Source organism: Oerskovia merdavium, assembly GCF_014836755.1.
Lineage (GTDB): Bacteria > Actinomycetota > Actinomycetes > Actinomycetales > Cellulomonadaceae > Oerskovia > Oerskovia merdavium.
Window position 1 is genome coordinate 1 of record NZ_JACSQF010000028.1, and the last position, 25091, is coordinate 25091.

24 protein-coding genes and 1 pseudogene are annotated in these 25091 nt (G+C 67.2%); 1 reads left to right on the plus strand and 24 read right to left on the minus strand.

Annotation, left to right across the window (positions count from 1 at the left end; all coding sequences use genetic code 11):
- Positions 1-110: 110 nt before the first annotated feature.
- The 10 genes and pseudogenes from H9641_RS18710 to H9641_RS18755 all read right to left on the minus strand — a co-directional run bounded on the left by H9641_RS18710 (position 111) and on the right by H9641_RS18755 (position 9865).
- Positions 111-290 carry a transposase family protein gene (locus H9641_RS18710; protein ID WP_191805917.1) on the minus strand — a complete coding sequence of 60 codons (180 nt, stop codon included), beginning with the start codon at positions 288-290 and terminating at the stop codon, positions 111-113.
- 360 nt (positions 291-650) lie between these two features.
- Positions 651-1813 (minus strand): IS3 family transposase gene (locus H9641_RS18715; RefSeq protein WP_191805918.1). Its coding sequence is split into 2 segments (ribosomal slippage): positions 651-1532 and positions 1535-1813, totalling 1161 coding nucleotides; the frame shifts between segments, so codons are not numbered across the junction.
- Positions 1814-2372: 559 nt separating this feature from the next.
- Positions 2373-3407, minus strand: coding sequence for an ABC transporter permease (locus tag H9641_RS18720; RefSeq protein WP_191805919.1), 1035 nt, complete (start codon positions 3405-3407; stop codon positions 2373-2375).
- Between the two features lie 61 nt (positions 3408-3468).
- A complete protein-coding gene (locus H9641_RS18725) occupies positions 3469-4074 on the minus strand; it encodes an ABC transporter ATP-binding protein (RefSeq protein ID WP_191805959.1) in 606 nt (201 codons plus the stop codon).
- Positions 4075-4100: 26 nt separating this feature from the next.
- Positions 4101-5222: a peptidoglycan-binding domain-containing protein gene (locus tag H9641_RS18730; protein ID WP_191805920.1), complete on the minus strand. Its 1122-nt coding sequence runs from the start codon at positions 5220-5222 to the stop codon at positions 4101-4103.
- 1 nt (position 5223) lies between these two features.
- Entirely contained in the window at positions 5224-5877 is a 654-nt protein-coding gene (locus H9641_RS18735; protein ID WP_191805921.1) for a hypothetical protein, read from the minus strand.
- 506 nt (positions 5878-6383) lie between these two features.
- Positions 6384-6858, minus strand: a pseudogene (locus H9641_RS18740) (transposase); the annotation flags it as partial.
- Between the two features lie 656 nt (positions 6859-7514).
- A complete protein-coding gene (locus H9641_RS18745; RefSeq protein WP_191805922.1) occupies positions 7515-8756 on the minus strand; it encodes a chymotrypsin family serine protease in 1242 nt (413 codons plus the stop codon).
- 376 nt (positions 8757-9132) lie between these two features.
- Positions 9133-9576, minus strand: a complete 444-nt coding sequence (locus tag H9641_RS18750) for a helix-turn-helix domain-containing protein (protein ID WP_191805923.1) — start codon at positions 9574-9576, stop codon at positions 9133-9135.
- Positions 9577-9658: 82 nt separating this feature from the next.
- A complete protein-coding gene (locus tag H9641_RS18755; protein WP_191805924.1) occupies positions 9659-9865 on the minus strand; it encodes a hypothetical protein in 207 nt (68 codons plus the stop codon).
- Between the two features lie 985 nt (positions 9866-10850).
- Between H9641_RS18755 and H9641_RS18760 the strand changes: the two genes are divergently transcribed.
- On the plus strand, positions 10851-11102 hold the full coding sequence (locus H9641_RS18760) for a hypothetical protein (RefSeq protein WP_191805925.1): 252 nt from the start codon (positions 10851-10853) through the stop codon (positions 11100-11102).
- A gap of 165 nt (positions 11103-11267) precedes the next feature.
- On the opposite strand, the gene H9641_RS18765 is transcribed toward H9641_RS18760, so the two are convergent.
- The 14 genes from H9641_RS18765 to H9641_RS18830 form a co-directional block, all read right to left on the minus strand.
- A complete protein-coding gene (locus tag H9641_RS18765) occupies positions 11268-12659 on the minus strand; it encodes a hypothetical protein (RefSeq protein ID WP_191805926.1) in 1392 nt (463 codons plus the stop codon).
- 9 nt (positions 12660-12668) lie between these two features.
- Positions 12669-12890, minus strand: coding sequence for a hypothetical protein (locus H9641_RS18770; protein ID WP_191805927.1), 222 nt, complete (start codon positions 12888-12890; stop codon positions 12669-12671).
- A gap of 142 nt (positions 12891-13032) precedes the next feature.
- On the minus strand, positions 13033-13290 hold the full coding sequence (locus H9641_RS18775; RefSeq protein WP_191805928.1) for a hypothetical protein: 258 nt from the start codon (positions 13288-13290) through the stop codon (positions 13033-13035).
- Between the two features lie 37 nt (positions 13291-13327).
- Complete coding sequence (locus H9641_RS18780) at positions 13328-13633, minus strand: hypothetical protein (RefSeq protein WP_191805929.1); 306 nt, start codon at positions 13631-13633, stop codon at positions 13328-13330.
- Positions 13630-13938: a hypothetical protein gene (locus tag H9641_RS18785; RefSeq protein ID WP_191805930.1), complete on the minus strand. Its 309-nt coding sequence runs from the start codon at positions 13936-13938 to the stop codon at positions 13630-13632. The genes H9641_RS18780 and H9641_RS18785 overlap by 4 nt, the downstream gene beginning before the upstream one ends.
- A 69-nt stretch (positions 13939-14007) precedes the next feature.
- Positions 14008-14694: a hypothetical protein gene (locus H9641_RS18790; RefSeq protein ID WP_191805931.1), complete on the minus strand. Its 687-nt coding sequence runs from the start codon at positions 14692-14694 to the stop codon at positions 14008-14010.
- A complete protein-coding gene (locus H9641_RS18795) occupies positions 14691-16022 on the minus strand; it encodes a M23 family metallopeptidase (protein ID WP_191805932.1) in 1332 nt (443 codons plus the stop codon). The genes H9641_RS18790 and H9641_RS18795 overlap by 4 nt, the downstream gene beginning before the upstream one ends.
- A gap of 31 nt (positions 16023-16053) precedes the next feature.
- Complete coding sequence (locus tag H9641_RS18800; RefSeq protein WP_191805933.1) at positions 16054-16671, minus strand: hypothetical protein; 618 nt, start codon at positions 16669-16671, stop codon at positions 16054-16056.
- Positions 16671-18857, minus strand: coding sequence for a hypothetical protein (locus tag H9641_RS18805; protein WP_191805934.1), 2187 nt, complete (start codon positions 18855-18857; stop codon positions 16671-16673). The genes H9641_RS18800 and H9641_RS18805 overlap by 1 nt, the downstream gene beginning before the upstream one ends.
- Positions 18857-21577 (minus strand): ATP-binding protein, encoded by a 2721-nt coding sequence (locus tag H9641_RS18810; RefSeq protein ID WP_191805935.1) that lies wholly within the window; start codon positions 21575-21577, stop codon positions 18857-18859. Before H9641_RS18810 ends, H9641_RS18805 begins: the two co-directional genes overlap by 1 nt.
- Position 21578: 1 nt before the next feature.
- On the minus strand, positions 21579-22013 hold the full coding sequence (locus H9641_RS18815) for a hypothetical protein (RefSeq protein WP_191805936.1): 435 nt from the start codon (positions 22011-22013) through the stop codon (positions 21579-21581).
- A gap of 18 nt (positions 22014-22031) precedes the next feature.
- Positions 22032-22256, minus strand: a complete 225-nt coding sequence (locus H9641_RS18820) for a hypothetical protein (protein ID WP_191805937.1) — start codon at positions 22254-22256, stop codon at positions 22032-22034.
- 238 nt (positions 22257-22494) lie between these two features.
- A complete protein-coding gene (locus H9641_RS20845) occupies positions 22495-24528 on the minus strand; it encodes an FtsK/SpoIIIE domain-containing protein (protein ID WP_191805938.1) in 2034 nt (677 codons plus the stop codon).
- Between the two features lie 265 nt (positions 24529-24793).
- The gene (locus H9641_RS18830; protein WP_191805939.1) at positions 24794-25072 is read right to left on the minus strand and encodes a hypothetical protein; all 279 of its coding nucleotides are present in this window, start codon (positions 25070-25072) and stop codon (positions 24794-24796) included.
- Positions 25073-25091 lie beyond the last annotated feature (19 nt).

Genomic DNA, 25091 nt, shown 5'->3' on the forward strand with positions numbered 1-25091 from the left:
GAGGCAAGAGCCGGCCTTCAGCCCCACGCCCCCCCCGGCACCGATTGGGCTTCGGCCAGAAGCACACAGGCGGGCAAGCCCAGGCGGGCGCCAACCCAGGGCGGGCGGGCTCACGAGCTGAGCGCCCGGTCAAGCTGATCGGGGTCCACCATCGCGGCGACCCGGCAGAACGTCGCGGCCGACGGCACCCGCCGCACGACCCCGACCGCGTCCAACAGGTCCACGTCCAGGTCAGCAGCGACCTCCGCGATCTCGACGAACGTGCGCGCCCCGCAACACGTCGCGAGCAACGCCCACGCCGACCACGCGGGTCCGCCACCGCGTCCAACGCCGCCATCAGACCATCGAGCTGCCCACGCAGCACGCGCTCACGCGCCGTGGGCTGGTCAAGAACAGCAAGGACAGGCGAAGATACATGCACGGGCGCGGCTCCCACAGGTTCTGGACATCAGGCGTAGACACCCAGATCATCCACCACCCCTGGGGCCGCGCCCGCCAACGCATCCCCGCAGGTCACACCCCCTGCACAATCCCCCAGATCAACTTTGCAATCGCCCTGGGACTCAACCCCGCCTGCGCGACGTCTTGTGGATGGCCTACCGCTCGGCCCGCACAAATGGGTCTGCTGCACGGGTGGGTGACAGTTCGTTTCAGGCGGCGAGTGCGACCTGAGTGGTCATGATGGTCTCGTATTCGATGGGGGTCAATCGGCCGAGGCGGGTTTGTCTGCGGCGGCGGTGGTAGGTGCGTTCGATCCAGGTGATGATCGCCAGTCGGAGCTCGGTTCGGGTGGTCCAGCGGCGCCGGTCCAGGACGTTCTTCTGCAGCAGGGAGAAGAAGCTCTCCATGGCGGCGTTGTCACCGGCTGAGGCGACCTGGCCCATGGACCCGATCAGGCCGTGGTGGGTGAGTTCACGCAGGAATTTTCGGGATCGAAATTGACTTCCTCGGTCGGAATGCACCACGCAGCCGGCCACGACGGCGCCGCGTCGTTGGACTGCTGAGCGCAGGGCATCGACCGCGAGGCGGGCTTGCATGCGGTCGCTGATGGAGTAGCCCACGATCCGGTTCGAGTACACGTCCTTGATCGCGCACAGGTAGACCTTGCCCTCGGCGGTGGGGTGCTCGGTGATGTCGGTCAGCCACAGCTCGTTGGGGGCGCTGGCGGTGAAGTCGCGCTCGACGAGGTCGTCGTGGGCGGGTGGTCCTGGCTTCTTACCGTTCTTGCCGCGCTTCTTCCCGAACACGCTCCACCAGCGTCCATCGCGGCAGATCCGCCAGATCGTGCGGTCTGCTGCGACATGGCCTGCGTCGCGGGCCTCGTCGCCCAGAAGCCGGTACCCGAACTCCGGGTCGTCGACGTGGGCGTCGAAGAGGGCGTTCGCCAGGTACGCCTGGCGTAGTTCCAGGGCGGTCACCGGCGCCGCCAGCCACCGGTAGTACGGCGCTCTGGCAAGCTTGAGAACCCGGCAGGTCACCGCGACAGGGATCCCGTCAGCGGCAAGGTCACGGACCAGCGGGTAGCTCATTTTCCCGGCAGATGGGCCTGCGCGAAGTAGGCCGCCGCGCGGCGTAGCACCTCGTTCTCCTGCTCGAGGAGCCGCACCCGCTTCTTGGCCTCACGCAGCTCAGCAGACTCAGCCGCGCTCACGCCGGGGCGCTTGCCGTCCTCGACGTCGGCGGCCTGGAGCCAGTTGCGCAGGCACGAGTCGGAGATACCAAAGTCCTTGGCGATCTGAGCGATCGGTGCCTCGCCGCGCCGAGCGACAGCCACGACATCGTCGCGGAACTCCTTGGGATGACGTTTGGGCATGGTCAACATCCTTCCAGCAGCGCCCGCAGGCACCACAAGTCAGGTGTCACCAACCCGTGCAGCAGACCCAATCCAGGGCGGCGACGGGTCGACTTCCGCGTGCTGCGGGTGCGCAACCAGGCCGGAGCGAGCACGGCCCTTCCTGTGACGCTGTCGCTCGAGCTAGACGCTGGTGACACTGGAGAGCCCGTCGCGACGGTGATGCTTCCTGAAGAGGATTAAAGCCTGTCGAACAACCTCCGTGAGGGTGCCGGCAGCGTCCTTCTCGGAGGTTGTTCGACAGGCTTTAGACGACAGCTCGACCCTGCACCGCGCCCCGACACCGAAGACCCGCAGTTGTCGCCTCGGCCCTCTCTGACCGCCCCCACGGCGCCCCTGCACCCCCCACCGGGTGCGGGGGCGCCGTCATGCTCACCGGCCCGCCACGTCGACCCCGAGTACGCGGTCCTGCCGGTCACGGCTCCGGCCTGAAGGGCTGTTCACTCTCCCGAGAACAGCTAGGACGCGATTCGCAACGGCACCTTCGCCAGGGGCATCCCCCCAGCCGTGTCCAAGTCTCCTACGGCGTGCGAAGGACTCGCACGGGATCTGCTCTCGCGGCTGCGAGGGCAGGCGGTATTGAAGCGATGGTTGCGGCGAGAAGAGACAGCGTAGCGGTCCCGATGAGAAACACCGCCGGAGGCGTCGTAGCCCAGGTCGCGCCGGCTAGTGCCCCGATCGCGGTCCCGAGTATCGCCCCGGTGCCCGCTGCGGCGGCAGTTTGCGTCATGATCAGAAGCGCAACTGCCTGCCTGGAGGCCCCCAACGCTCGTCGCCGCCCAAGATCGGACCGACGCACGAGGACGTCTGCCGACACAACCATCACCGTCAGGACAGCACCGCCCGACAAGACGATAAGCAGAAGGTTCCCCGCGAAGGTACCGAGGTCCTCACCGACGCTGTCCTGGAGGCCGGCGAGGATGTCAGGTGCCTGGACGGAGACGTCATTGAGCGCCGCGGGAGCGACGATGCTCAGTGCGATCTGCTGCACCCGGGCGACATCGCGTCCGGGTTCGGAGGTCACATAGAGCGTTCGCGCGACATCGGCGGTGGTCGCCGCAGCTACGACGCCGCTCTCGAGCTCAGGCACCGCGCCGCGCGTACGGAACGTTCCGACGACAGCCCACTGGCGAGAACCCGCGTCGACCGAGCCGGTCGAGGACGTGAACCCGAGCACATCGACCAACGCGGACGAGATGAGTGCCTCACCCGGCCGGGGCCATCGGCCTGACTCGAGCTCAACGAGGGAATCCGGATCGCCGACCACTGCCCAAAGAGGTATCTTCACACCGCCTTGGCCCTGGTTCGTTGCAGTCACGTCGCGCGGCGACGTCAGGGCTGCGGCTCCCGTGACTGAGTCCAGTGCTGCAACCGAGCCGACGACCGCAGCGCCGAAGAGGCCCTGATCACGAGTATCTGTGACGGTCAGCAGTCGAGCGCCCGCGGACTCGAGCCTTCCTTGGACCTGTGCTTGCGCAGCTGAGGTACGGCCGACAGTAAGGACCGTGGTCAAGCACATCGCTGCGACAAGCAAGACCACCAGGAGCGTCGGCACGGGCCGGCGAATACTGGCGACCAGGGCTTCACGAACCAGCGCCATCGGTTTCATCGCATCCTCACAGCGCTAGCACGTGATCGGCGTGGTCCACGACGAAGGGGTCGTGGGTAGCGATCACGGTCGTCACCCCCTTCGCAGCGGTGCGGAGCGCATCTAGCACTGTTGCAGCGTTCTCACGGTCCAGATTTCCCGTCGGCTCGTCCGCAAGCAGAACGCCCGGCTCGTTCACGAGCGCGCGGGCGACCGCTACGCGCTGAGCCTGTCCACCGGAGATCTCGCCCGGACGATGGTCGGCGCGTTCTCCCACGCCAAGCTGGTCAAGTAGATCTCGCGCACGCTCGAGCGCGCTCTTTCGCGCTCTGCCTGCGTAGAGGGCGGGTTCCAAGACCGAGTCGAGGATCGTCCTCGTTGGGTCCAGGCTCGCATCCTGGAAGACGAACCCAATGCTGTGGGCGCGCAACGCGGAGCGGGCCGCATCCGGGAGCCTGCCGACATCAGCCCCATCAAGGCGAACCGCACCGGATGTCGGGGCGAGCAAGAGACCGACGATGTAGAGGAGCGTCGACTTCCCGCGCCCCGATCCGCCAGTGATCGCGGTCATCTCACCAGGCGTGAAGTGATGAGTCAGCCCGTCGAAGAGCTCCCCCGAGCGACCGCGGTACATGAAGGACAAGTTCTCAACCGAGAGATTCACGTGGCACTGTCCGGGCTGAAACTCGCCGCTCCGACCTTCACTTCCTGCCCGATCTCCAGCCCTTCGACGACAGCAATGCCCTGCGCTGAGCTTAGGAGCTTCACCGGCGCCTGTGATCCATCGCGAAGTTCGACATAGGCAGAGCCATCCTGAGCGGTGATGACCGCCGCAGTGGGGACGCTGGGCCCGGTCACCTCGGGGACGATCACCGCTTCCCCGCGGAGCGTTGTGCGTTCAGCCGCTGGAAGGAGATCGCAGAGGTCGCCACACACGGAACCCCCGTCGGCCCCCTGTAGCGTGAGCACGGTCATGCCGCTCTCGTCCTGCCTCGATTCTGAGACACGGGCACCCCACCTTTGATCCTCAAAGAGAACACGGATGAGGGTCTCGGGCGCTACCAGCTTTGCCTGCTCCTCAGAGAGAACCACCTCGAAAACCAGGTCGCCGGTGGTAGCGAACACGGACTGCTCTCCACCAGCAAGGAGAGCACCCAGCGCGATGTCGTCACCGATGCGGATCGCTGCCGGAAGTGTCGGAACGGCGACAAGCGTGCCGCGCGGCACGATGCCGGTTCGTTCAACTCCGACTGATCGCTGCCACACACGCACGGCCTCGCGCGTCGTCGCCCGGAACACGCCGTCCGGTTCGTGGTCCAGCAAACCCAACCCCTGCAGCATCTGCTGAAGCTGCTCGACATCGGCGCCCTTGACGCCTACGTCGAGGTCTCGGTAGAAGGGCACGTCTCCCTCGGCCGCACGGACGCCGACTCCGTCAACGGCGTAGAGCAGGTCGCCAGGCCGGACGTCGGCCGCCCCGACTTCTGTAACGACACCAGGGAGAAGGTTCGTCGCAACCGCACGGGCAGGTTGCGAGAGCGTCACCCCGACTCCAATAGACCGCCCGACACTCGACTCGACGACTGTCGCCATCGTAGGGACATCCGCACCCTCCGATGTCGGCCGCACGTCCGGAGGCGTCGTGACACGTCCCGCCCACCACCCCAGCACGACGGCAAGAACGAGCAGCGCGGCCCAGAGGCCGACCTTGCCAATTCGCCTGATGTTCGGCTTCCGTGCATCCTTTAACGCTCTACTCCGTGCCACAGCTGTCTGGGCCACCTCAGTCGATCGCAGGGTAGAGGTCCGGCGCATCATGTGGGCACTTCTCATAGAGAAGATCGAGCGCTGTGGAATCGGCTCCTGACGTCGCGTCAATAACGAACGGATCCCAAGCGCCAGCGGCCGCATAGTACTGACCTAGCCAGGTCTGCAAAGACGGCGGCTCAGGTACCTCGAACCCTTCCGCACGTACGCACGGCATCACAGTCTCCACGAGATGGGTGTACTGCATCTCGGCACGGACACGCGGCAACTTGCCCTGCGTCCGCGGATCGGTCGGGTACTGCGCAGCGCACACATACGCGGCCTGGTTGACGATATCTCCCTGCTCGGGCGGCACGTCGTCGAAGTAGACCCCGCCCTGTCCGCCCAGCCTCGCCCCGATGCCTTCGTCGGCGAGGCAGTCGACCTGCGCCTGCGCCCACTGGTCCTGCGCGACGAATCGCACGAGCTCAGTCCCCGGCGGCGCCTCGACCCCATACTGCTCAGCCAGACCTGGGAGGCCCGCCTCATAGAGCGCGATCAATGACTTCCGGTCCTGGGCCCAGTCGTCGCCCTCGGGAGGAACCCCGGCGAGAGACTCCTCCCCACTGGTGGGGTCCACGTCTTCGGAGACGTCAGGTCCCGAGCAGGCACCCGCGATCGCAACGATCACTGTGATCAGGGCAATCGACCGGAGCGCCCGCGGACGCCAGCGGGGCTCAGACGCCACAGGCCACCCCGGACGGGCAGTAGCACGATGCGGCGTGCGAGACAAAGACACCAGAGGTGCCCATGGACGCGATGCGCGTCCCCGCCGAAATCGCCCCAGACCAGCTGTGCGCACCGCTCGTGCTCCACGAAACCTTCACAACGTTGTCGATGCGGTAGGTAACGTCTCCGGTCGTGTTCGAGCTCATCGAGCACCGATAGTTGGTGCCACACGAGAGGTTCTTGGACCACCCCTCTGCGGCCATCGCCGTCCCCGGAACAGCGAATAGCATGGATCCGGCAAGTGCAACTGCCACCAGCATGGCGCGGTACTTTCTCATCGCTCAGCCCTCTTCTCCTGCGGCGAAGAACCCAAGCGCCCCCCCGCCTGGGCCGAATGCTACTCAACTCGGCCAGGATCGTCCAATGAATGCGAGGGACTCAGATGCGGGCTTGTGCTTGTTTGAGGGCTCATCGCAGATGAGGGTGTAGTGCGGGTCTGAACCCGCCGGCTTCGAGGAGCGACCTCGCGATGTAGTGGGTGAGGTTGCGGAAGCCGAGGGCGGAGCCGCGGAGGTGTTCGAGGCGACCGTTGATCGCTTCTGTGGGGCCGTTGCTGGTGCCGGGGCGGTCGAAGAACGCCAGCACGTCAGCCGCTCGCTTCTTGAGGGTTCGTCCGAGGGTGACGAGCTCGCTCAGGGCCGCCGGGACCCCGCCGCTCAGGGAGTCGATGACTGCGGTCATGAGCGCGCGGCCTTGGGTGTGGTCCCGGTGGCGGTAGGCGGCGATCATGCGTTGGTAGATGCCCCAGGTCGCTTCGACCTCGACGTGTTCCTCGGTCGCGAACAGTGCCTTCAGGCGTGCGCGTTGGTTGTCGGTGAGCAGGTTGTCGCCGGTGTGCAGGGCGGGCGCGGTAGAGCGGGTCGTTCTTTCGGCCGCGGTGGCCCCCCCAAGAAGCCCTCGGGTGCCCTTGAGCCCCCAGCACCCCACACGCCCCACAAGAGCCCACAGAACGCGCGAGAAGGGCACGCGCGAGGGCGCAGGGGTCGACAACGGCCCTAGCCTGACGCCACGCGGCCCCCGTCACCCTCCCCCGGCACGACGACGGCGCCCCCACACCCCGAAGGGGGTGCAGGAGCGCCGTGGAGGGCCGTCAGAGCGTCAGAGGGAGGCCGTGCCCCAGATGAAACGCTTACTGGGACGTTCCTTCCAAAGTAACCTCACCGCTCTTGAGCCGGTCAACAATGCAATCGGCGAGATCCACCGCATCCTCATGACTGACCGACTCACCCAGCGTCACCGTAGCGTGCGACGACGGCAGATCAGCACTTTGGATCGATGATCCGATTTCGAGGTCGGACTCCTCGACGCACGTATACCAGTCACCATCGCCCTCAAGGACAGCAATGGTCCAGGGTGCTGCAAGACCATCACTCTTATCCGTTAGGGAAGCCGATGAATCGCTCTGAGCGCAGGCAGATAGGGCTGTGCTGGCACACACGGTCGTGAGCAACACTCGCAGCGCCAGGGCGCGACGTGAAAACTCCACAGATAGCCTCCAAGGAGGTCGCGGGGCGCGGCTTCGCGCGCCCCGCGACATTGTTAGGATGTGGGGACGTACCATCCGAGAACGGCCGCAATGGTGTTCACAGAGACAGTAACCACTGTCGGACTGCAAGCGCGCGTGCTACTACCTGCAACTCCCGTACAAACGGGTGGTGCATCTGCCGGAATCGCAGAGATGATACCTACAGCATAACGCTTGAGTCCGGTGCTGGTGTTGACGAGTTGGTACCCGGGGCCCCCGCTGTCACCGTTACCAGCGGCAGGAGTGCCTGCATTGTTGACCGTGACAAATCCTGTGACGGATGTTAGATCACCGCCAAGGTTGTAGTTGATGCTCGGTTCCACGACGATGTTCCCGCATACCAGGCCGCTGAACGAACCGCTGTAGCAGAGCTCCTGGCCGACATAGTGATTCGCCACTCCGTTGATCTGCGCATAGACACTTGCGTTCCACGCGTTCATCCAGATGTACGGGTTCGAGAAGCCAGATTCCATGATCGCACCATCATAGGGAGTGGTGCGCTGAGTGATGGGCCCCCAGGGGTAGGCATATGTTCCGTCGCTTGAGATCCACTGCGATCCTGTCGCGCCGCAGTGCGCGGCGAACATCATTCCGTGCTTACTCGGATCGTTGAGCTTGCGAACGGCAAACCCAGACGTGCAGTTGCCCGTAATGAACGGGTCCGAGAACCGGGATATTCTTGCACCACCAAAGTGGTATCCGGTGTCGGTCTGACGGCTGTTTGCACCGATGTATCCGCCATCGGAAACCCTAATGGGGATACCCTCAACGGAGGACTGAGAACTTCGAGCCTTGGCTTTCGGCGGCGTAGCGGAGGTGACGTTGACATACGAAGCATCCTTCGGAATGCTCACCGAGGTGACAGATGAATCCTCTTTGAGGATCCGTTGTGCCAGGTCTCGCACCGCTCCAGGCTCGAGGGGGGTCTGCGCGATTTCGACCGGAACAGCGGGCTCGCGGTCGAGAATCTGTTGCAACTCGTTGGTCACCGCACCGTGCCAGTGGACGATAATCTTGTCACGCTCGAGGGTGACTTCCGCGGATGCGAACTGCGAGTCATCAGCGAGTGCGCCTGTGAGTTCGGAGGCGAGTCGTGCCATGTTCTCGTCGACCGGAGGCGCGGTAAGAACCTTGGCATCAGCGTCGGTTACGTTCTCAGATGAGACGGTCTCGGCCTGTGTTGGACTGGGAGGTGAAGAGAGTGGAGTTTCAGTTGTACCCTGCGCTGTCGCGACGAGCGTTGCGCTCAACAGCACAGCGAGAGCTCCTGCTGCGCTGCTGCGCCTCAAGATCGGACTTCTTGACATACTTGTCCCCTATCATCTTGTCAGTGATGATCACACGCGACCGTCATTGGCCACGCACGCGCAGCCTGGCATATATAACTTCTGTCGGCCATTGCGACGCGCGGTCGCGCTGAGAACCTTTGGCCCTCGTGCAAAATGCCGCACCCATGGTGTCCCCTTATGCACCGCGAGATCGTCTCTGCGGTCGGTCGCCTTCGTTCGCCGAGCATCCGACCGAAATCCCATGGGTTGGCGGTTTCCACGCGCGACATGAACGACGGAGCCCCTGCACCCGATGGGGCGCTGGGGGCTCCGTGTCGGGACGTGGTGCGAGGTCGAGCTGTCGTCAGGCCGTCGGCTTGAACGGTTCGAGGGCGCGCGCCTGGACTACCCAGGTCTTGCCGACCTTGGTGCCGGGCAGCGACCCGGACTCGAGGCGCTGCAAGACCGCCTGCCGGCTCACGTCGAGTTCCTCGGCGGCCTCGGTCACGGACACGAGCTCGGGCATGGGGTCGAGCCCGTTGCGCTGGTCGAATTCGGCGGTCGGCAAGACCTCGAGCGCGAGCACGTCGGCGCCGTCGAGGGCTGCGCGCACGGCACCGGTCTCGGCGATCGCGAGTGCGGTCGTGGCGGCCTGGCGCAGCGACTCGGCGGGCAGGGTGATTTCGGCTGCGACGTGGCCGCGTGCGCCCCGCGAGACGGCGGGGTGGTAGTCGACCAGGGCGTCGACGAGCTCGTCGTCGTCGCCGCTGCGGGTCGCCCACTCGATGTGGGCGTTGTACTCGGTCATGGTGTGCCTCTCTTTCGTTGGGACGGTGCAAGATGGAAGGTCCCGGGTGGGAGGTGCTTACCTCACCTCCCACCCGGCCTACTCACCCCCGAGGGGGCCAGCGGAACCCGCGACGCTTGAGCGGGGCCAGCGCGTTCCGCAGGCTGCGGAAGTCGCTCGGCGTTCCCGAGAAGGTCGTGACCTTCTCCCCGTCCCGCGTGTAGATCTCGGGGTGACCCTTCCGGTTGATGACTACGACGTAGCCAGCCTTCGTGATCGCCTGCAAGACCTTCCTGAGGTCCTTATCCATCTTTCACCTCCCCTGTTCTATTGACAAGACAAACCATACCCGGCGCCTTGCTGATTAGCAAGTCGGGTGTGAGAGCGGGCCCGGTCAGAGTCGCGGACCTCTTGCGCTCTCTAGCTCGAGTCCGCTCGATCAAGGGGGGCGCTCACCCAGGCCCGACGTCGACCTCAGCCAGGCTGGAGCTCACGGAAGCCACCGGCACAGCCACAACCCCCACGGGGACCAGGGCTCCGTCCGGCCCTGGCGCGAGACGCACCACGAGCTCGAACCCTCCGAGCACGCTGGACGCGGCGGGAGCCGATACTGCCACCGGGCCGGGATCGGGAGCGGCCGGAGCCGACACCGCAGGAGCCGGGCCGGGCAACGCCTGGTCCAGCCGCGCCCCGCGACTCTCCCCCATTCCCACAAGCACAGCCACGACGAGCACACCGATACCTGCGAGGACCGTGCGCCACAGCTTCTTACCCAGGATCGCCACGCGTCCCGACTTCACTTCCGGCTCAGCGGCCTGATTCGTCACCATGACCGACGTTTTGCCACAACTACCCGGATAGCGTCGCGGCCTTCTGCACCCCCGGCCCTTCGACGCGTTTGTGGCATCCCCCTGGGTCGCTGAGCTGGGGCCGTCGAGGATGCATCGGGTCGAGCGCCTGAGACGTGGCGATGCTCGTGGAGTGTGGGGGCGGGTGCGGTGCGCGCGGTTTTCATGGCACCAGGCTGCGGAGCCTGTCACGTCACCCTGGCGGCGGTTGGTCTGAGTCAGGTTCACACCTTGGGCTATGCACAGCTCCCCGCTGCCATATGCAGGTGCGAGCGGGTGAATCGGCGTCGAGCTCGTGCCGATGTTTAACCCGTTAAAGGTCGCGCGGGGGGTGGGTGGCCCCTGACGACCAGCATGGTTCTCCGGGGCCACCCTCGCCGCGAGCCTACCCGTCAGGGCCCGCCTCAGAGAACCTGGTTTCGAACATATGTTCGATAGAATCGAACAGTGGTCGACCAGGTTCCCCTTCGCGCAGCAGCTCGCGGCATCCCGATGCAAGCGGTCGGAAGCCGGGTCGTTCGACCTGAGACCGCGCTCCCGGTTCGAGCGTGGATCGTCACAGCCCAGGGGCGAGACATCGAGGTCGACGGCGAGGCCGTCGCATGGACCGACCGAGCGGTGAACGTCCGCTACTACGACGAGCACGGGCGCGAGGGGTTCGCGTGGGTGTGGGCCTCGGCAGTCGTCCGGCGCTCGTGAGGGCAAAAGGGTGCCCCCGCGCAGAAAGGGGGAATCTGCGCGGGGGCGGTTGCTTGCTAGCGAGTGCCACCCTACCGAGCGCTCGAGCTGACGCCTAACATGCCGCGCTCGTCGTGACGCGTCTGTGGCGTCCCCCATCCCGGGCCAGGCCGCGAGCGCCGGGGCTCAGAGGAAGGCGCGGTCGACGGTGACGCATTTTTGGGCGGCGTAGGGGCGTTGGGAGATGGGGAGCCAGCCGGGATCGGTGCGGGTCTTGAGTCGGGGGGTTCCGTCGTCGTCGCGGTCGAGCATGTGGGGGCCTGCGTTGGTCCAGGTGTTCTGTGCTCGGGTCTCGCACCAGAGGGCGAGGCGGGATTCTCGGGGGAGGCTTGAGCGGTGGGTCCACCATGCGCGCTTTTCGCCGTAGGGGCCGAACTGGTGGCCTTCTGAGTGGGCGATGGTGTCGTGGACGGCGCGGAAGACGTCGTTGGCGAGCATTCGGCGTCGGGTGCCGTCGGGCATGGTGACAGTGACTTGTCGGGCCATCGGGTGATCTGGGGGCAGGGCGCCCTCGGTGGTCTGGGAGACGTCGGTGCGGAAGTAGTAGAGGTGCTTGTTGTCGCGGACGTCTGCGAGCATCTCGGCGCTGTTGGCGTAGGGCTGTTCGGTGTCGCCGTGCCAGGGCTCGAAGCTGTAGCCGGCCTTGGTGAGGACGTCCCATTGTTGGCCGACGTGCTGGCGGAAGACGCGGTAGCTGCGGGCGACCTTGGGGTTGGTCGGGTCGTGCTCGGCGGCGTCGTAGGCCAGGGCTGCGGCGATGTCGTCGCGCTCGGTCAGGTGCGGGATGGGCTGGCGTGGGGGGATGCCGTGCTCGGCGGCGTAGTTCTGCCGGAGCATCTGAATTTCCTTCACCGGGGTGTGTGCCAGGTGTCGCTCGTTCTTCTCGATGAACTCGACGTTGGCGCGGTCCTCGGTGCCGCCGCCGAGGCGGGCTTGGAGGACGGCGAGGGCGTTCGAGCCGAGGGGCATGTCTTGGGTGGAGGCGACCTCTAGGCGTCCGTCGTAGACGCGTCCGGCTGGGAATCCGGCATCTCGGAGTGAGGTCAGGGCGTCGTCGGCGTCGACGTCGCCGGACCCGAAGCCGTACACGACGTCTGCGCCGTCCTTGTCGTAGAACCCGACCATCACGGAGTCCTGGTTGTAGCGTCCGGCGACTTCTCCGGCCCAGGCTCGGATGTCGTCGGGGGTGTCGGCGCGGACTCGGTAGGCGGCGGCGGGTTCGCTGTCGCCTTCCCAGAGGCCAGCGGCGCGGCGTTCGTCGACGAGCTCGACGCCGTGGCGTTCGGCGGCGGCTCGGATGGACTCGTCGTACTCGACCCATTCGTCGGTGTCGTAGTAGCTGGGGCGCGAGCTCATGGCCATGAGGTCGGTGGACTCGGGCCGGTAGGGGGTGGCGCCGATGAAGGCTTCTACGGCCTCGGTGGCGCGTTCGTGGCGGTCGGTGGCGCGCTTGGCGCGGCGGGCGGCTGGGCTACAGCCGGGGCAGCGTCGACCGCCCTCGATCTTGTCTCGGCACATTCGGGGACGTCAGGGCAGGCGCGGGCTCGACGTCGGTAGAAGGATCGCGGTGCCCGGGGCGGGGTTGGCTGAGGGGAACGTGGGACGCTCGGTGGCGTCCTGGGTGTTCTCCTGGTCGGCGGCTATCGCCTGGGCCATCAGGTCGCGGAACTCGTCGGAGCTCAGGGCGCGCACGGCATCGGCGTCTGTCGGGTCGACCTCGCGGTCTCCGACTGTGAACGTACGTGTCATCGTGCTTCCCCCTCTTCTGTGCTGGCCATCGTAGCTGTGGGATCGCCCTGGGGTGTCCCGTTTGCCCGAGTGTTGAACTTCCTGCGGAACTCGCAAGGCGGGTGCAGAGAGGGACCGGAGAACGGTCCCTCTCTGCTGGACATCATGCCTGTGAAGGCGCCGGGCCGTTGGCTCGGCGCATGGCCCAGCGCACGATGAGAAGCGTTGGGATTGCAGCGCCGAGCGCGGCCAGCATGAAGAACGTCAGTGCCCAAGCCTGCCCGGCCTCGAGCAGGATCGGCAGGGCGCTGTGAGGGTTCGTGTTGAGGAAGTTCTGGACGAGTGCGAGAACGCCCGCGAAGACCACGAAGCCAGCGAGGGCGGGCGTCATCTCGGTAATGATCCGGCGTGTGACCGTCATGGGTTACATCTCCTTTGTTGGGTGTATGGCGGTTCGGTTAGTCGTCATGGCGTTCGAGCTCGGCGGGGGTGAGGGGGCGCACGTACCGGCGTCCGGCGTCGTCGGCCTGGAGGTCGTCGCGCCCCTCGGGGGACGGCAGGCGTAGGGCGAGCACGAGAGCGCCCACGGGGTCCTGGCGCACGGCGTCGGCGGCGTAGGCCAGGTCAGGCTCGGTCAGGGCGTGGTGGGGCACCTGGTAGACGGTGACCAGGACTTGCTCTGCGAGCTCGCGCGCGTAGGCGTCGGACTCGACGAGTGCGGCGAGGTCGGCGGCGGTGCTGCGAGCGGGCTCGGGGGTACTCATCGTGCCCCTGCCGCCGCCAACTTGGCCTTGGCCTTGCGCCTGCGGCTCAGCGAGACGAGTGCGACGACGAGCACGAAGAACGGCACGAGCAGGACGCCCAAGCCGATGAGGTCGATGCTGTCCACGGACCCGATGACGGGGAGCTCGGCAACCTCTCCGGCCTTGAGGTCAGTCCATGTTGCGTCGACCCACGGGCGGATCTTCACGGCCCACAGCCGTTGCAGGCCCATCACGCCGATGATGACGGCGATCAGGTAGGAAATCTCGGTCCAGGTGTCGCTCTGGCCTTGCTGCTGACCGCTCATCGGTCCCCCTTCATGTCTGACTCGGGCACTCCGAGCCACCACCGATGCTAGCAGAGTGCTAGCGATCTGCTACGAGTAGATGAACAGGCGGTGCAGCGGCACCGGCTGCGAGCGCCCGTCTGTCTCGTAGAGAACTTGGGTGAGCCAGTAGTGCTCGGGTTGCATGAGTCGGACGGTGATTTCACCGTCGATGTCGACGGGCTCACTGACGGCGATCCACCAGGACCAGGCGCCGGGCTCGTGCTGGAGGCGGACGGTGCGCCCGGTGAGGGCTCCGGCCTCGCGTGCGGGGCGGGGGCGGCGCATGGGGGGTTCGGTGAGGGAGCTGCGTACGCCGTCGAGCCAGGAGAGGGCTCCGGGGGTGGCTTGGGGGGCGGGGGACGCTATGGGTGCGTCGTCGTCGCTGCTGGGGGCTATGGCGTCGCGGTAGGCCCAGGCGTGGGCGAGGGGCCACCACTGCATGGTGATGCCTGCGCGGGGGAAGGTCTTGGCGAGCCAGTAGGCGAAGGGGGCGGCGATGCCCAGGGCCTCGTGGGTCTCGCCTTGGCCGGGCAGGGTGGTCGAGCTGCGGTCGGTGCGGGCGAGTATCTGGCCGTCGATGAAGTACTTGCCGGGCAGGCCGATGGTCAGTTCGTCGCCGGTTGCGAGGTCGGGGATGTAGCGCGCGGGGATCGCGTGGCGGTCAGGCGGGGCCTGGGTCTGCCACGCGATGTCCGGGATGCGGAAGAACTCGGCGCCCCACGTGTCATCGCTCATCGGGACCATGCTCGCAGGTCGACGCCTCGCTCTGCCATGAACGTCACGGGGTTGAGGGGTTGGCCGTTGACGCGGGTCTCGAGGTGGAAGTGGGCGGCGGTGCCGACGCCGGTAGCTCCTGAGAGGGCGATGCGCTGTCCGCCCTCGATGGTGTCGCCGGGCTTGACGAGCGCCTGGGACAGGTGGAGGTACCAGGTTTCGATCCCGTCAGCGTGGGTCAGGATGACGACGAGCCCGCCGCCGCCCATCCACGAGACCTTCTTGACGATGCCGTTGCTCGCGGCGACCACGGGGGTGCCGGTGGCGGCGCGGAAGTCGGTTCCTTCGTGCAGGCGCCAGGTGTTGTAGACGGGGTGGAAGCGCATTCCGAACTCGGAGTTGATGCGGCTCTTGAGGGGTGCGGTCCACTCCCCTGCTGGGATCGTGACGCCGGGGTCGGTGGGGGTGGTGGTGTCCCCGGTGCTGGCGAGCTGGTAGTTCGCGTTGCAGAACGAGTCGATGTCGACGCCTGCGGAGCGGTACTGGTCGGCGGTGAAGACGGTCTCGCCCTCGGTGCCCGTGCCGGGGTTCGTTCCGGTGCCGGGCAGGGTGGGGGTCGTGGGGCCCGGGGCTGTGGTGCCCTCGAGGGCGTTGACGATGGTCGTTGCTCGGGTCTCGTGCTTGGCGTAGGCGTCGGGGAAGCCGGAGACCTGGACCTTCTGAGCTGCGACGGTGAGGGCCATCTGCTCCCATCCTGCGATGTCGAGCAGGCCGCGCGGGGATGCCTTGCCGGTGGCGGGGTTGAAGTGCGGGGAGTTGGGTCCGCCGAAGAACGCGCGGGCCGCGAAGTCGGGGGTGGTGACCTGTTCGACGGTGCCCCAGCCCTGGGAGGGGCGCTGCTGGAAGAGGCCCTGGGAGTCGCGGTCGCCGTGGTTGAGGTTCTTGAGCTGGGATTCCTGGAGTGCGGTGGCGATGGCGATGATGAGCCCGCGTGTGGGGACCCCTGCGGCCTTGCCAGCGGCGATGATCGCGCGGGCGTTGGCGATCTTCTCGCCGTCGTTGGGGCCGAAGCCCTCGACGTCGCCGCCCGTCGGGATCTGGGGGGCCTGGTCGAGCGCTGGGGGCACGTACAGGGAGGAATCCACGCTGAACCCGATGGCTCGGCAGGCGTTCGAGGCGTTGTTGTTCTCTTCTTGGGCTGAGACGTTCGAGGCGATTCCGCCCGCCATGATGAAGACGGCGGTCATCATCAGCGCGAACGCGCCGACGAGCTTGGGCCAGTTCGCCTTGAGCCACGAGATTGCCTGGGCCTTGAGCCAGTTCCCGGCTGCTACGAGTACAGCTTCCATGAGTGGATTCCTCCCTTCTTGGGTCGGTGGGTCAGGTGGTCGGCTGGACGTCGTTGACGAGCCAGACGTCCTTGTCGGCGTCGAGCTCGACGAACACGCGGACGTGGGTACCGGTGGTGGGGACGTCGAAGACGCCTGCCTCGGCGTTGATCGCGATATCCAGGGGCTCTCCGGCAACGGTCACGTCGGGGGTGTTGGCCGGTTCGGTGTCCTGGAGCCGGTCGTACAGCCTGTCCGTGACCAGGGGCCGGACCCCGGCGCGCCAGCTCTCGACGCCCAGGTCTGGGCGAGCCCAGGCCGCGACGAACTCGGCTGCCGCTTCTGCGGCCGCCACGCTCGGGTTCGTCTCGGCGGGGTTGGTCTCGTAGGCGTCGTGGTTGCCGCTGTCGTGGACGGCTTCCTCGTCCTCACTCCAGGGGCCGAGAGGGCTCGAACTGGGCCACCCGTCGGGGGATGCCGCGCTGGCGGCGTCCCCCGTCCCCGCCGTCTCGGTGACGGCGGGTGCGGGCTCAGCGGCGGCGGGGGCGGTGTCGTTGCCGTTGACCTCACCGGCGATGACGACCAGGGCCAGGAAGGCCCCGATCACAGAGAACAGGCGCCACGGGGAGTGCAGCGGCCAGCGGACGATGGGAGCGATGACGTGCCACATCAGTAGTCCTCCTGCGCGTTGTCGAGCGAGTGCGTGGTGCTGGCGCCGTCAGGGCGCCAGATGACGAAGACCTCTTCCCCGTCGACGACCTGAACGTTCGCCTGGGAGATGCCCTCGGGAACACGCTCGTCGGCGCGCATGATCTGGACCGGGGCAGAGAGGTCGGCCTCGGGCGAGGTCGCCACGTACTCCTTGCGAGCTCGCACACCCTCGGTGCTGGCCTCTGCCGTGATCGCCGCACGCTCGGAGGGGTCCGAGGTGATCGCGGCGTGCGGGCGGTCGGCGGCGTACACCGGGGAGGGCACGGGTGCGGCCACGAGCTCGGGCCGGTTCGTCCCGGTCAGCGCGTGACGCCCCTGTGGTGTCCCCTCGATGGCTCCAGCGAAGGTGGGCCGGTTCCCGGCCCGGTTTGCCGGGACGTCCTGGCGTCGCGAGCCCGCTACCGAGACGTCCTGACCTCCATGAGCCACGACGTCCCTTCCAGGGCGTGAGCCCACGGGCAGGTACTTGAGGTTGGGGTCGACCCATCGCGCCGGCCCCTCGTCCGCCACAGGTTGCGTTGGCTTGGGCGGAGGGGTGGGGTCCGGCACGGGGGGCGTGTCGGCAACCGGTCGGTTGGCGTCCTCGGCGGCGTCGCCAACTCCACCGGCAACCGCACGGCGGGTGAACATCGAGTTGAGCTTGGCCCGGCCCAGCGCCTTCACGAATCCCAGCCCTGGCACCGAGCTCTTGGGCTTGAGCAGCTTGAACAGCAAGATCGGCATCATCATGGCGATGATGAACTTCAGGCCCCAGGCCATCTCGGACTTGAGGACTGCCGTCACCATCGAGATATTGACCAGCGCAGCGAGCCAGAACAGGACGCCGAACAGGATGATCCGCGCGACCTGGCCCACGGTGGCGATGACCCATCCTCGAGCGACCTCGAGCATCCCGAACACCCCGAGCGCGGGAACCAGCGGGATGAACAGGCGCGTTGCCCCGTAGGCGACCACGACGAACACCCCAGCAACGAGCAGGAACGGCATCGTGACGGCGATCTGGAGACCGACCGTGAAGGCCGCATCCCAGCGCCCAGCCTGGCCGGTGAGCTGACGGTATGCCGTGGCGTCCTCGGACTCGACCGACGCTGCGGTCTTGACCCACAGGTCCTTCTTGGCGTCGATGATGGCCTTGCCCTGGCCCTTGGGGTCAGCCTCGACGGTCGCAGCCTCAGCCCACGTCAGGTGGGATGCGCGGAACAGGTCCGGGCCGTAGGTCGTCGCGAGCGTGCTCGTCGACGAGCCGAGCGTGCCTTCCAGCCAGGCGTCATAGAGCGTGTTGCGGTTGATGACGTCCATCTGCTGATTCAGCGCCCGGGTCGCCGCCGACATCTCAGCGGCTTCCTGGCCTGCCCCGGGCTGGATCGGCTCCTGGGTGACCGGCCCGTCTCCCGGCTGGGGGACGTAGGTGCCCGAAGCTCGAGCAGAAGTCGTGACCGTCTCCTGAATGAGACCGTCGACTGCCTGGGCCGAGCTCACGGGGTAGCTCATGATGTACGTCGCCGCGATCAGCACCACCAGCGCCCAGCCGGTCGACGTGATCGCCTTGGAGATGTCCGCACGCGAAGCTGCGATCAGCACGCCCGCCGCGACCAGAACGAGCACCGGCGTGAACCAGGGACCGAAGAACCCCTTCTTCACCATGTCGGTTGCCGAGGTGATCGCACCGTCGAGCGGGCTCAGCCAGGTGGGGGTGACCACGAAGTTCAGGGACGAGTGCGTCAGCGCGTTCGTGCTGGCCGACGTCGCCAGCATGAAGTTCGAGGCGCCCGTCATCATGTTCGTGCCCCACCCGGAACCGGTCAGGCACCCCGTGTCGTAGTCGACCCACTTGTACGAGTAGCCGTACACGTCGGAGATGGTGACGTTCGGGTCAGAGAACGGGTCGCCCGTGACGCCCACAGCCTCGTTCTCCGCGGTCCACGGGTTGTCGACGCCCACGAACGGCTTGGGAGCGAGCTTGCCGGGAAGGCCAGCAGAGGGGCGAGCAGGCTCGGGAGCAGGGGCGCACGCCTTCATGGGCATGATGCCCCCGACAGGGGCCGCGCTCGCGCTCAGGGCGGGGCCGGCGAGGACCAAGCCAGCCCCGACCGCGATGGTTGCCAGGACGCGAGTCGCTCGCGCCGGGAGTCGCAGCGTGCGCATCAGGCCACCCCCGCTTCCTCGAGCTCGCGTTCCTCAGCGACCTGGAGCGCGCGGCGCTTGGTCGGGTCGGCGGTCGTGTTGAGCGCTGCCGACAGGCCCTCGTGGTTGGTGAAGTCGACGCGGATTCGCTCGACGCCACCGCGCCCGCCGTCGCCGCCCATGCCGTCGCGGAAGATGAACTCTCGCGGGGTACCGGTGGTCATCGAGCGGCGCGGCCTCATGCTCAGGCGCCCGAACGTCTCTTCGTACCCGACGCCGGTCGGCAGGCCGAGCAGTCGGCAGTTCTCCTTCTGTGCGTCGGCGTCGGTGGTCTTGCCGACGAACGCGGCGCCGACGAAGTTGTTGATCTTCTGCCCCAGGACGTTGCTCGCGTTCTGCGTCGAGAGCAGTGCCGAGATGTTGTGCTTGCGGGTGTCGGTGGCGATCTTCTGGACGAGCGTGGCACCGGTCGAGACCTTGGTGATTTCGTGCACCTCATCGAGCGCGACGCCCTTGCGCTCGTGCTGGTCGGCCCGGTAGACCCCGCGCAGCGCGGACCATGCAGCCAGGTTCAGGATGGGGCGGCTCATCAGCTCGTCGTAGGACCATTCCTCGACGGCCTTGGTCTCGCTGATCTGGGCCAAGCCCTTGAGGCTGTAGATCGTCAGGCGGGCCTCGGTCTGGTTCTCGCCCCGGTTGCCCGAGTGCGGGGTGGCGAAGAACAGTCGGCTGAGCTCGCGCTCCTTGGCCTCCTGGAGACGGGAGTGGACCGTGGCCGTCACGGGGTCCCCGTGCTCGCCCACACCACGAGCGCGCAGCGCGATCAGCACGGCCTCGATGGTGGAGTGGGGGCGGGCCTCAGCCGCCGAGATGGCGTCGCGCAGGACGCTCTGGACGTCCTCACGAGCCGCCGTCGCGGGCGGCAGGCACCAACGCAGCGTGTCGTAGGTCAGGTCTCGACGCTGGGCCTCGGCCGCGCTCTTGGCGAGCCTCCACGCGGTGTCGGGGTCCTTCTCGCGGCGGAACCACTCGCGCTGGGGCTCGGGCACGAGCGCGTAGGGGTTCAGGGCGCCGGGCTCGGAGTTGAGCAGGTTGACGGCCTTGGACACGCCCTTGAACTCCGGGAGGTCGGCCAGCGCCGTGAGGCGTCCCGAGGGGTCCATGACCGTCCAGGTGACGCCCTGTGCGGCGGTCTTGTAGACGATGCCGCCCATGAGGAAGGACTTGCCCGCGCCGAGCCCGCCGACACAGGGGACCAGGCCCGAGCCCTCGACGACCTCGGGGCCGTACCAGGGGTCCCAGGTGACGGCGCGCTCTGCGAAGCCTGCGGTGTAGCCGATGAGCACCCCGCGCTTGTCGCCAACCTCGGCGGTCGCGGCGGGCACGCCTGCGGCGAACTTGAGGATGGGCATACGGCGGGTGTGGCCGGAGTTGGCCAGGGGCTCGCCGGGGACGAACTCGCGAGCGAGTCGGTACTGGTCGAACTCGCGCTCGAGCTTGATGCCGGGCTTGTAGAGGGTCTGGACGGCCTTGGCGCGGGCCAGGGCCTCTTCCTCGGTGCGGCCTGAGACCGCGATGCGGAACCAGCCGCGCACGCGGGTAGAGAGGCCGTCGAAGCCCGAACGCATCTCGTCTTCCACCTCGGAGGCGCGCGCGGCCTGGCGTGCGAGCTGGCGCGGGGGCTCCTTGCTGTGGTCCTTGACGTAGTGGTCGATCTGGGAGTTGATCCGGTCGGCCAGCTTGTTCATCTCGCGGGCGGTGTCCTCGGGACGTCGCACGTCGATGCGGAAGGACCACTCGACCGGGAAGCGGAGCTTGTCGGTCTTGGCGATCCAGGGCTCTTCCTTCTCGGGGATGAACATCTCTCCCATGCGGCCCACGGTCAGCACGACCACGTGGCGGCGGATCGGGCCGTCTCCCTGGGAGGAATCGACGCGCACCGACTGAGCCAGGGGCTCGGCGCTCCACTCCACGCCAGCGCTGAACTCGTCCAGGTCGTCCTTCTCCCAGGCGAATTCCTCCACGGTGTCCTGGGCCGGGACGGGGCATCCGAGGGCGAAGGACCGGGCCAGCAACCACGCCATGTCGTTGCCGACAGCGGGCACGGCCTCGATGCCGGGACCGGCCATGATGGCGTCGGTCTCGTCGAGCTTGGCCTGGAGGGCCTCGAGCTCGCGGCGGGCGACGTCGGAGACGATGCGCGAGGCCACGTCGACCACGGCAGAGCGGGTGCCCATGTCGACGCCGAAGTAGACGAGCTTGTCGGACTGCATCCGGTTGCGGAGCTGGAGCTGATCGCGCTCGAGGATGGCCTGGAAGCCCTTGGTGGGGGCCGGGCTGTTCTCCCATGCCGCCTGAGCCCACGTCGCGACGGGGTAGGGGCGGGTCGTGATGCGTCCGTAGATCGTGCGGCCCACGAGCTCAGCGACCTGGGCCGCGTGCGTGGTGATGAGCCCTTCCCCGTCAGCGACGGAGCGGAAGGACCACATCTGCGGGTCCAGGACGTACCAAGCGATCATGCGCTTGTCGGTGAAGGTGACGTGGTTGGCCACTCGCGAGAGCGCCCAGCCCATCGCGGCACCGCGAGGCTTGGGAACGTCCGGGTGGGCGGCGCGGCGGCTCTTGCCCTTGAGGCGGTCCCCGGTCGCCTCTTCCTCGCTCGGGTCGTAGTCGATGACGACGGGCTCGTCGTCGGTCGTGGTCTTGTTCTTGCCGAACAGGCCCTTGAGGTTGACGTGCATTTCACTCCCCCTTGCTCACGGCGGCGCGGTTGGCGTACGAGCGCCAGCGGCGACGACCCTGGGGCAGCTCGTGAGCGTCCCCGATTCGAGTGGTGCGGGCCTTGAAGGCCCGAGTGTTCTTGCTGCGGTCCCCACGGAGAGGCGCGCGACGTGCGGTGAGCTCGTGTCCGAGCGTCGAGAGCAGTACCGGGATCGGTCGCTCTTGGTTCGTGTGGTCGACGATCCATCCCGTCAGCCAGATGGTCCCGAGGACCAGAAGGCCGACCGGAAGCAAGCTGTAGCCGATCCCGGTACGGGCCAAGAAGGCCAGGCCCAGGAGGAACACGAACGGGCCGACCAGGATTGCGCGGTAGCGGAAGCGACCGATGTACCGCCCGGGAGGGCCCAGGTACGTCTGGTCGACGTCGTAGATCTCGTCATCGTCTGGAAGGCGCACGGTGTGTTCCTCCCCTGCTCAGGCCCGGAAGAGGGACACGAGCCAGGTGCCGAGGTCCTTACCGGCGCCGGTCGTGGCCAGGGCCAGGATCGCGAGGCCGAGGGCGACGCAGACGAGCATGGTGACGATCTTGGAGATGTTGCCGTTCTTGCCGGCCCACAGGGCGCCCGCCGCGATGACGAGAAGGATGACCGGGATGATGTTGTCCTGAATCCACGTGGACAGCCCGCCAGTTCCGAACATGTTCTTACCTCCTGAGTGATCCGCATAAGTGCGGGTGTGGCGTGCAACGTGTTACACGGTACACGAGTTGTTAGGGAATTGCTAGCAAGTTGCTACGAGGCCCCCTGAGTCGCACCGTGGCGGCTACCCGAGCCCCGAAGGATCGTTGGAATTGCGCGCCTCAAGGCGCCTGTGGGCATGCTCGTACACGCCGCCCCCTGACTGTCGAACCAGTGCCCCCACGGCCTGCACCATATGGCTAGGGCCTGACCACGGGAACGGTCTCGTCGTCGCGCAGACTCAGGACACCGAGCTCGTCGCCGGGCACCGTCCGGTAGGTCAGCGCCAGGTACTCGGGGTCCTGGTCGTCCGGGTCGACCGACTCGACGACGGCCACGACCGGCCCGTCGTCCGAGTCGACGAGGATGCGTGCGCCGTTCTCGAGCTCGGTCGCCGGTCGCTCGTCGGCCTCGGGCATCCGCTCCGGTGCGGCAGGCAGCTCGAGGACGGGTTCTGTGGTGCCCGGCATGTCCCCCATGTCGGGGGACACTACAGGCGCGTCATCGACGGTGGGGGCGTCGTCCACGCCCGCCAATTCCTCAAGCTCGGCGGGCTCGTCGTCGCGGACCTCGACCGCGCCGGGCGCCGCGTCGGGCAGCGGGACCCCGAGGCCCTCGAGGATGGCACGGTCGGCAAGCGAGAGGCCCGCAACGACCTTCGGCGTCCAGAACACCTGGGCGTGCTCGGGCTGAACACCCATCGACGGGGAGACCCACGCACGACCGGGGTAGGACTCGAGTCCGCTCGTGGCGATGCGCGAGTTGAAGACCTGTTCGGAGGCGACGGGCTCGAGGTTTCGCAGTGCGATGCGCACCGAGAACTGGAGACGCGCGGACGTCGAGAGCCAGGATGCATCGGCCTGCTGGGTGGCCAGGATGACGTGCACGCGGGCCTCACGGCCCAGGCGCAGAATCGACCGCAGGGACTTCATCACCGGGTGCTCGGAGCCGGTACCGGCAACCCCGTTCTCTTCCTTGTACTTGGCCTTGCCCTTGGTCATCCAATATTCGTTGAGGACTTCCGCGAACTCCTGGCCCTCGTCGATCACAAGGACAACCGGGTCGATCTGGTCGCGAGAAACCTGCCCGGATCGCAGGTCGCGATAGCGGGCCATCATGTCCGCATGGACGTTCTCGACGGCCTGAATCATCTCTTCCGGTTCGCTGGCCGGAGGCAACACGCCAGGCACTGCGTCAATACCCATCAGACCGACGTACTTGGGATCGACCGGGGTCACCTTCACGTGATCGGGAAGCCCAGTGAGAATCGTCATCAGGAGGACCGACTTACCACCACCGGTGCCACCGACGATGAGCATGTGGGGTAGCGGCTCGTCCATGTCCCATGCGGCAATTCCACCGCCGCGAAGCTGGGCGAACTCGATGACCATAGGCTTCGTCGGATTGCGCGGCGGGCGGGGAATGCGTGAGGGGAGCTCGGCCAGGCGCTCGATGCGCGCCCGGTCGTTAGCGGTGTCCCAGGTGGCCGTGATGGTGAAGCCGAGCGCGGTTTGCAGCGCAGCGGCGATGCGCCCTCGGAAAGGAATTGCGGCGATGCGGTTCGCGCGAGCGGCGGGCCAGGAGAATTCCACTCCCTCGATGCGGCCCGATTCTCCCCGGTCGATCTTGTCGACCCTGGCGCCGGGCAACATGCTTCCCAGGACGTCGCCCAGGCGGGTCGTCGCTTCGTCCTGGGCAACCGGTGCAGCAACCTCGGCTCGAGCGGTGATGAGGGCGGTCCCCGGGCTCCAGGTGATCGTCACGGGCGCGCCGAGCCGACCGCTGACAAGGGCCTCGAGCTCACCGGTCTTCTTGGTGTCGGGAGTCATGCTCTGGGGGTAGCGCCAGGCCACCGGGAGGGCGGCGACGTCCGCCGCGCGCCACTTCGGGGTGAGTAGCTTGTCGGGGGTTCGCTGGTCGCTCGTGGCGGGGCCGAGAGCCTGCCCGAGCCACACCAGGCGCCGGGCGATGTTGGCGCGTCGGGCGAGCTCACGCGCGCCAAGGATGCCGACCACAACAGCCACCACCGACAGAGCGACGGCGGCGACCTTCCATCCGGCGAGCCAGCCGCCTCCAGCGCATAGCACGGTGCACGTCGCGAACAGCGCGAAGCCCCGGCCGCGGCCAAGCCAGCTCCCCAGCGATAGCGCCCATAGCCCCAGGGCGACGGCGGCGATTTCGACGGCGAGCTCGTCGCGCGTGAAGGCACGGCCAGCTACGACGACCGCGAGCACCAGAGCGCCCCAACCTGCGACGAGCGCGGGCCGAATCCCGGCCCAGGCGTCGGGTACTGGTAGGTGCCTGAGCTCTCGGCTGGTGATTGTGGAAGCGGTCTGTGTCGTACTCATGGTGTCCCCCTGCTGGTCCTGTGTTCGGCGCGCCGGGTGGGCTCTCGCTTGCCCGTCGCTTGACAACCCGGTTAGGCTGGCCGTGCTGCGTCGACGTAGGAGAAAGCGGGCACGGCCCGCCCCTCCGGATCGTCTTCCCTCTCGGTCGCTCTTACTCTTGCTGGCCGTGCTCTTCGAGGAAGCGCCGGGCCTCTTCCACGGTAGTGAAGGGGCGTCGACCCTCCCGCTGAATCACGGCGATCAGGCTCTTTGAGACGCCTAGGTCGTGAGCGACCGAGCCGAGCGTGGCACCGGGGGTCTCGAGCATCGCCCGCACCTCCGCATCACGCTCGGCCCGTGCGCCGCGCTCTTCGTCTGCCGCCCTCTTCATCCGTTCGATGGCCCCTCGGGCACGGTCGCGGTGCTGGGCGTACTGGTCACTCTCAGGCATCCCCACACCCATTCTGTGA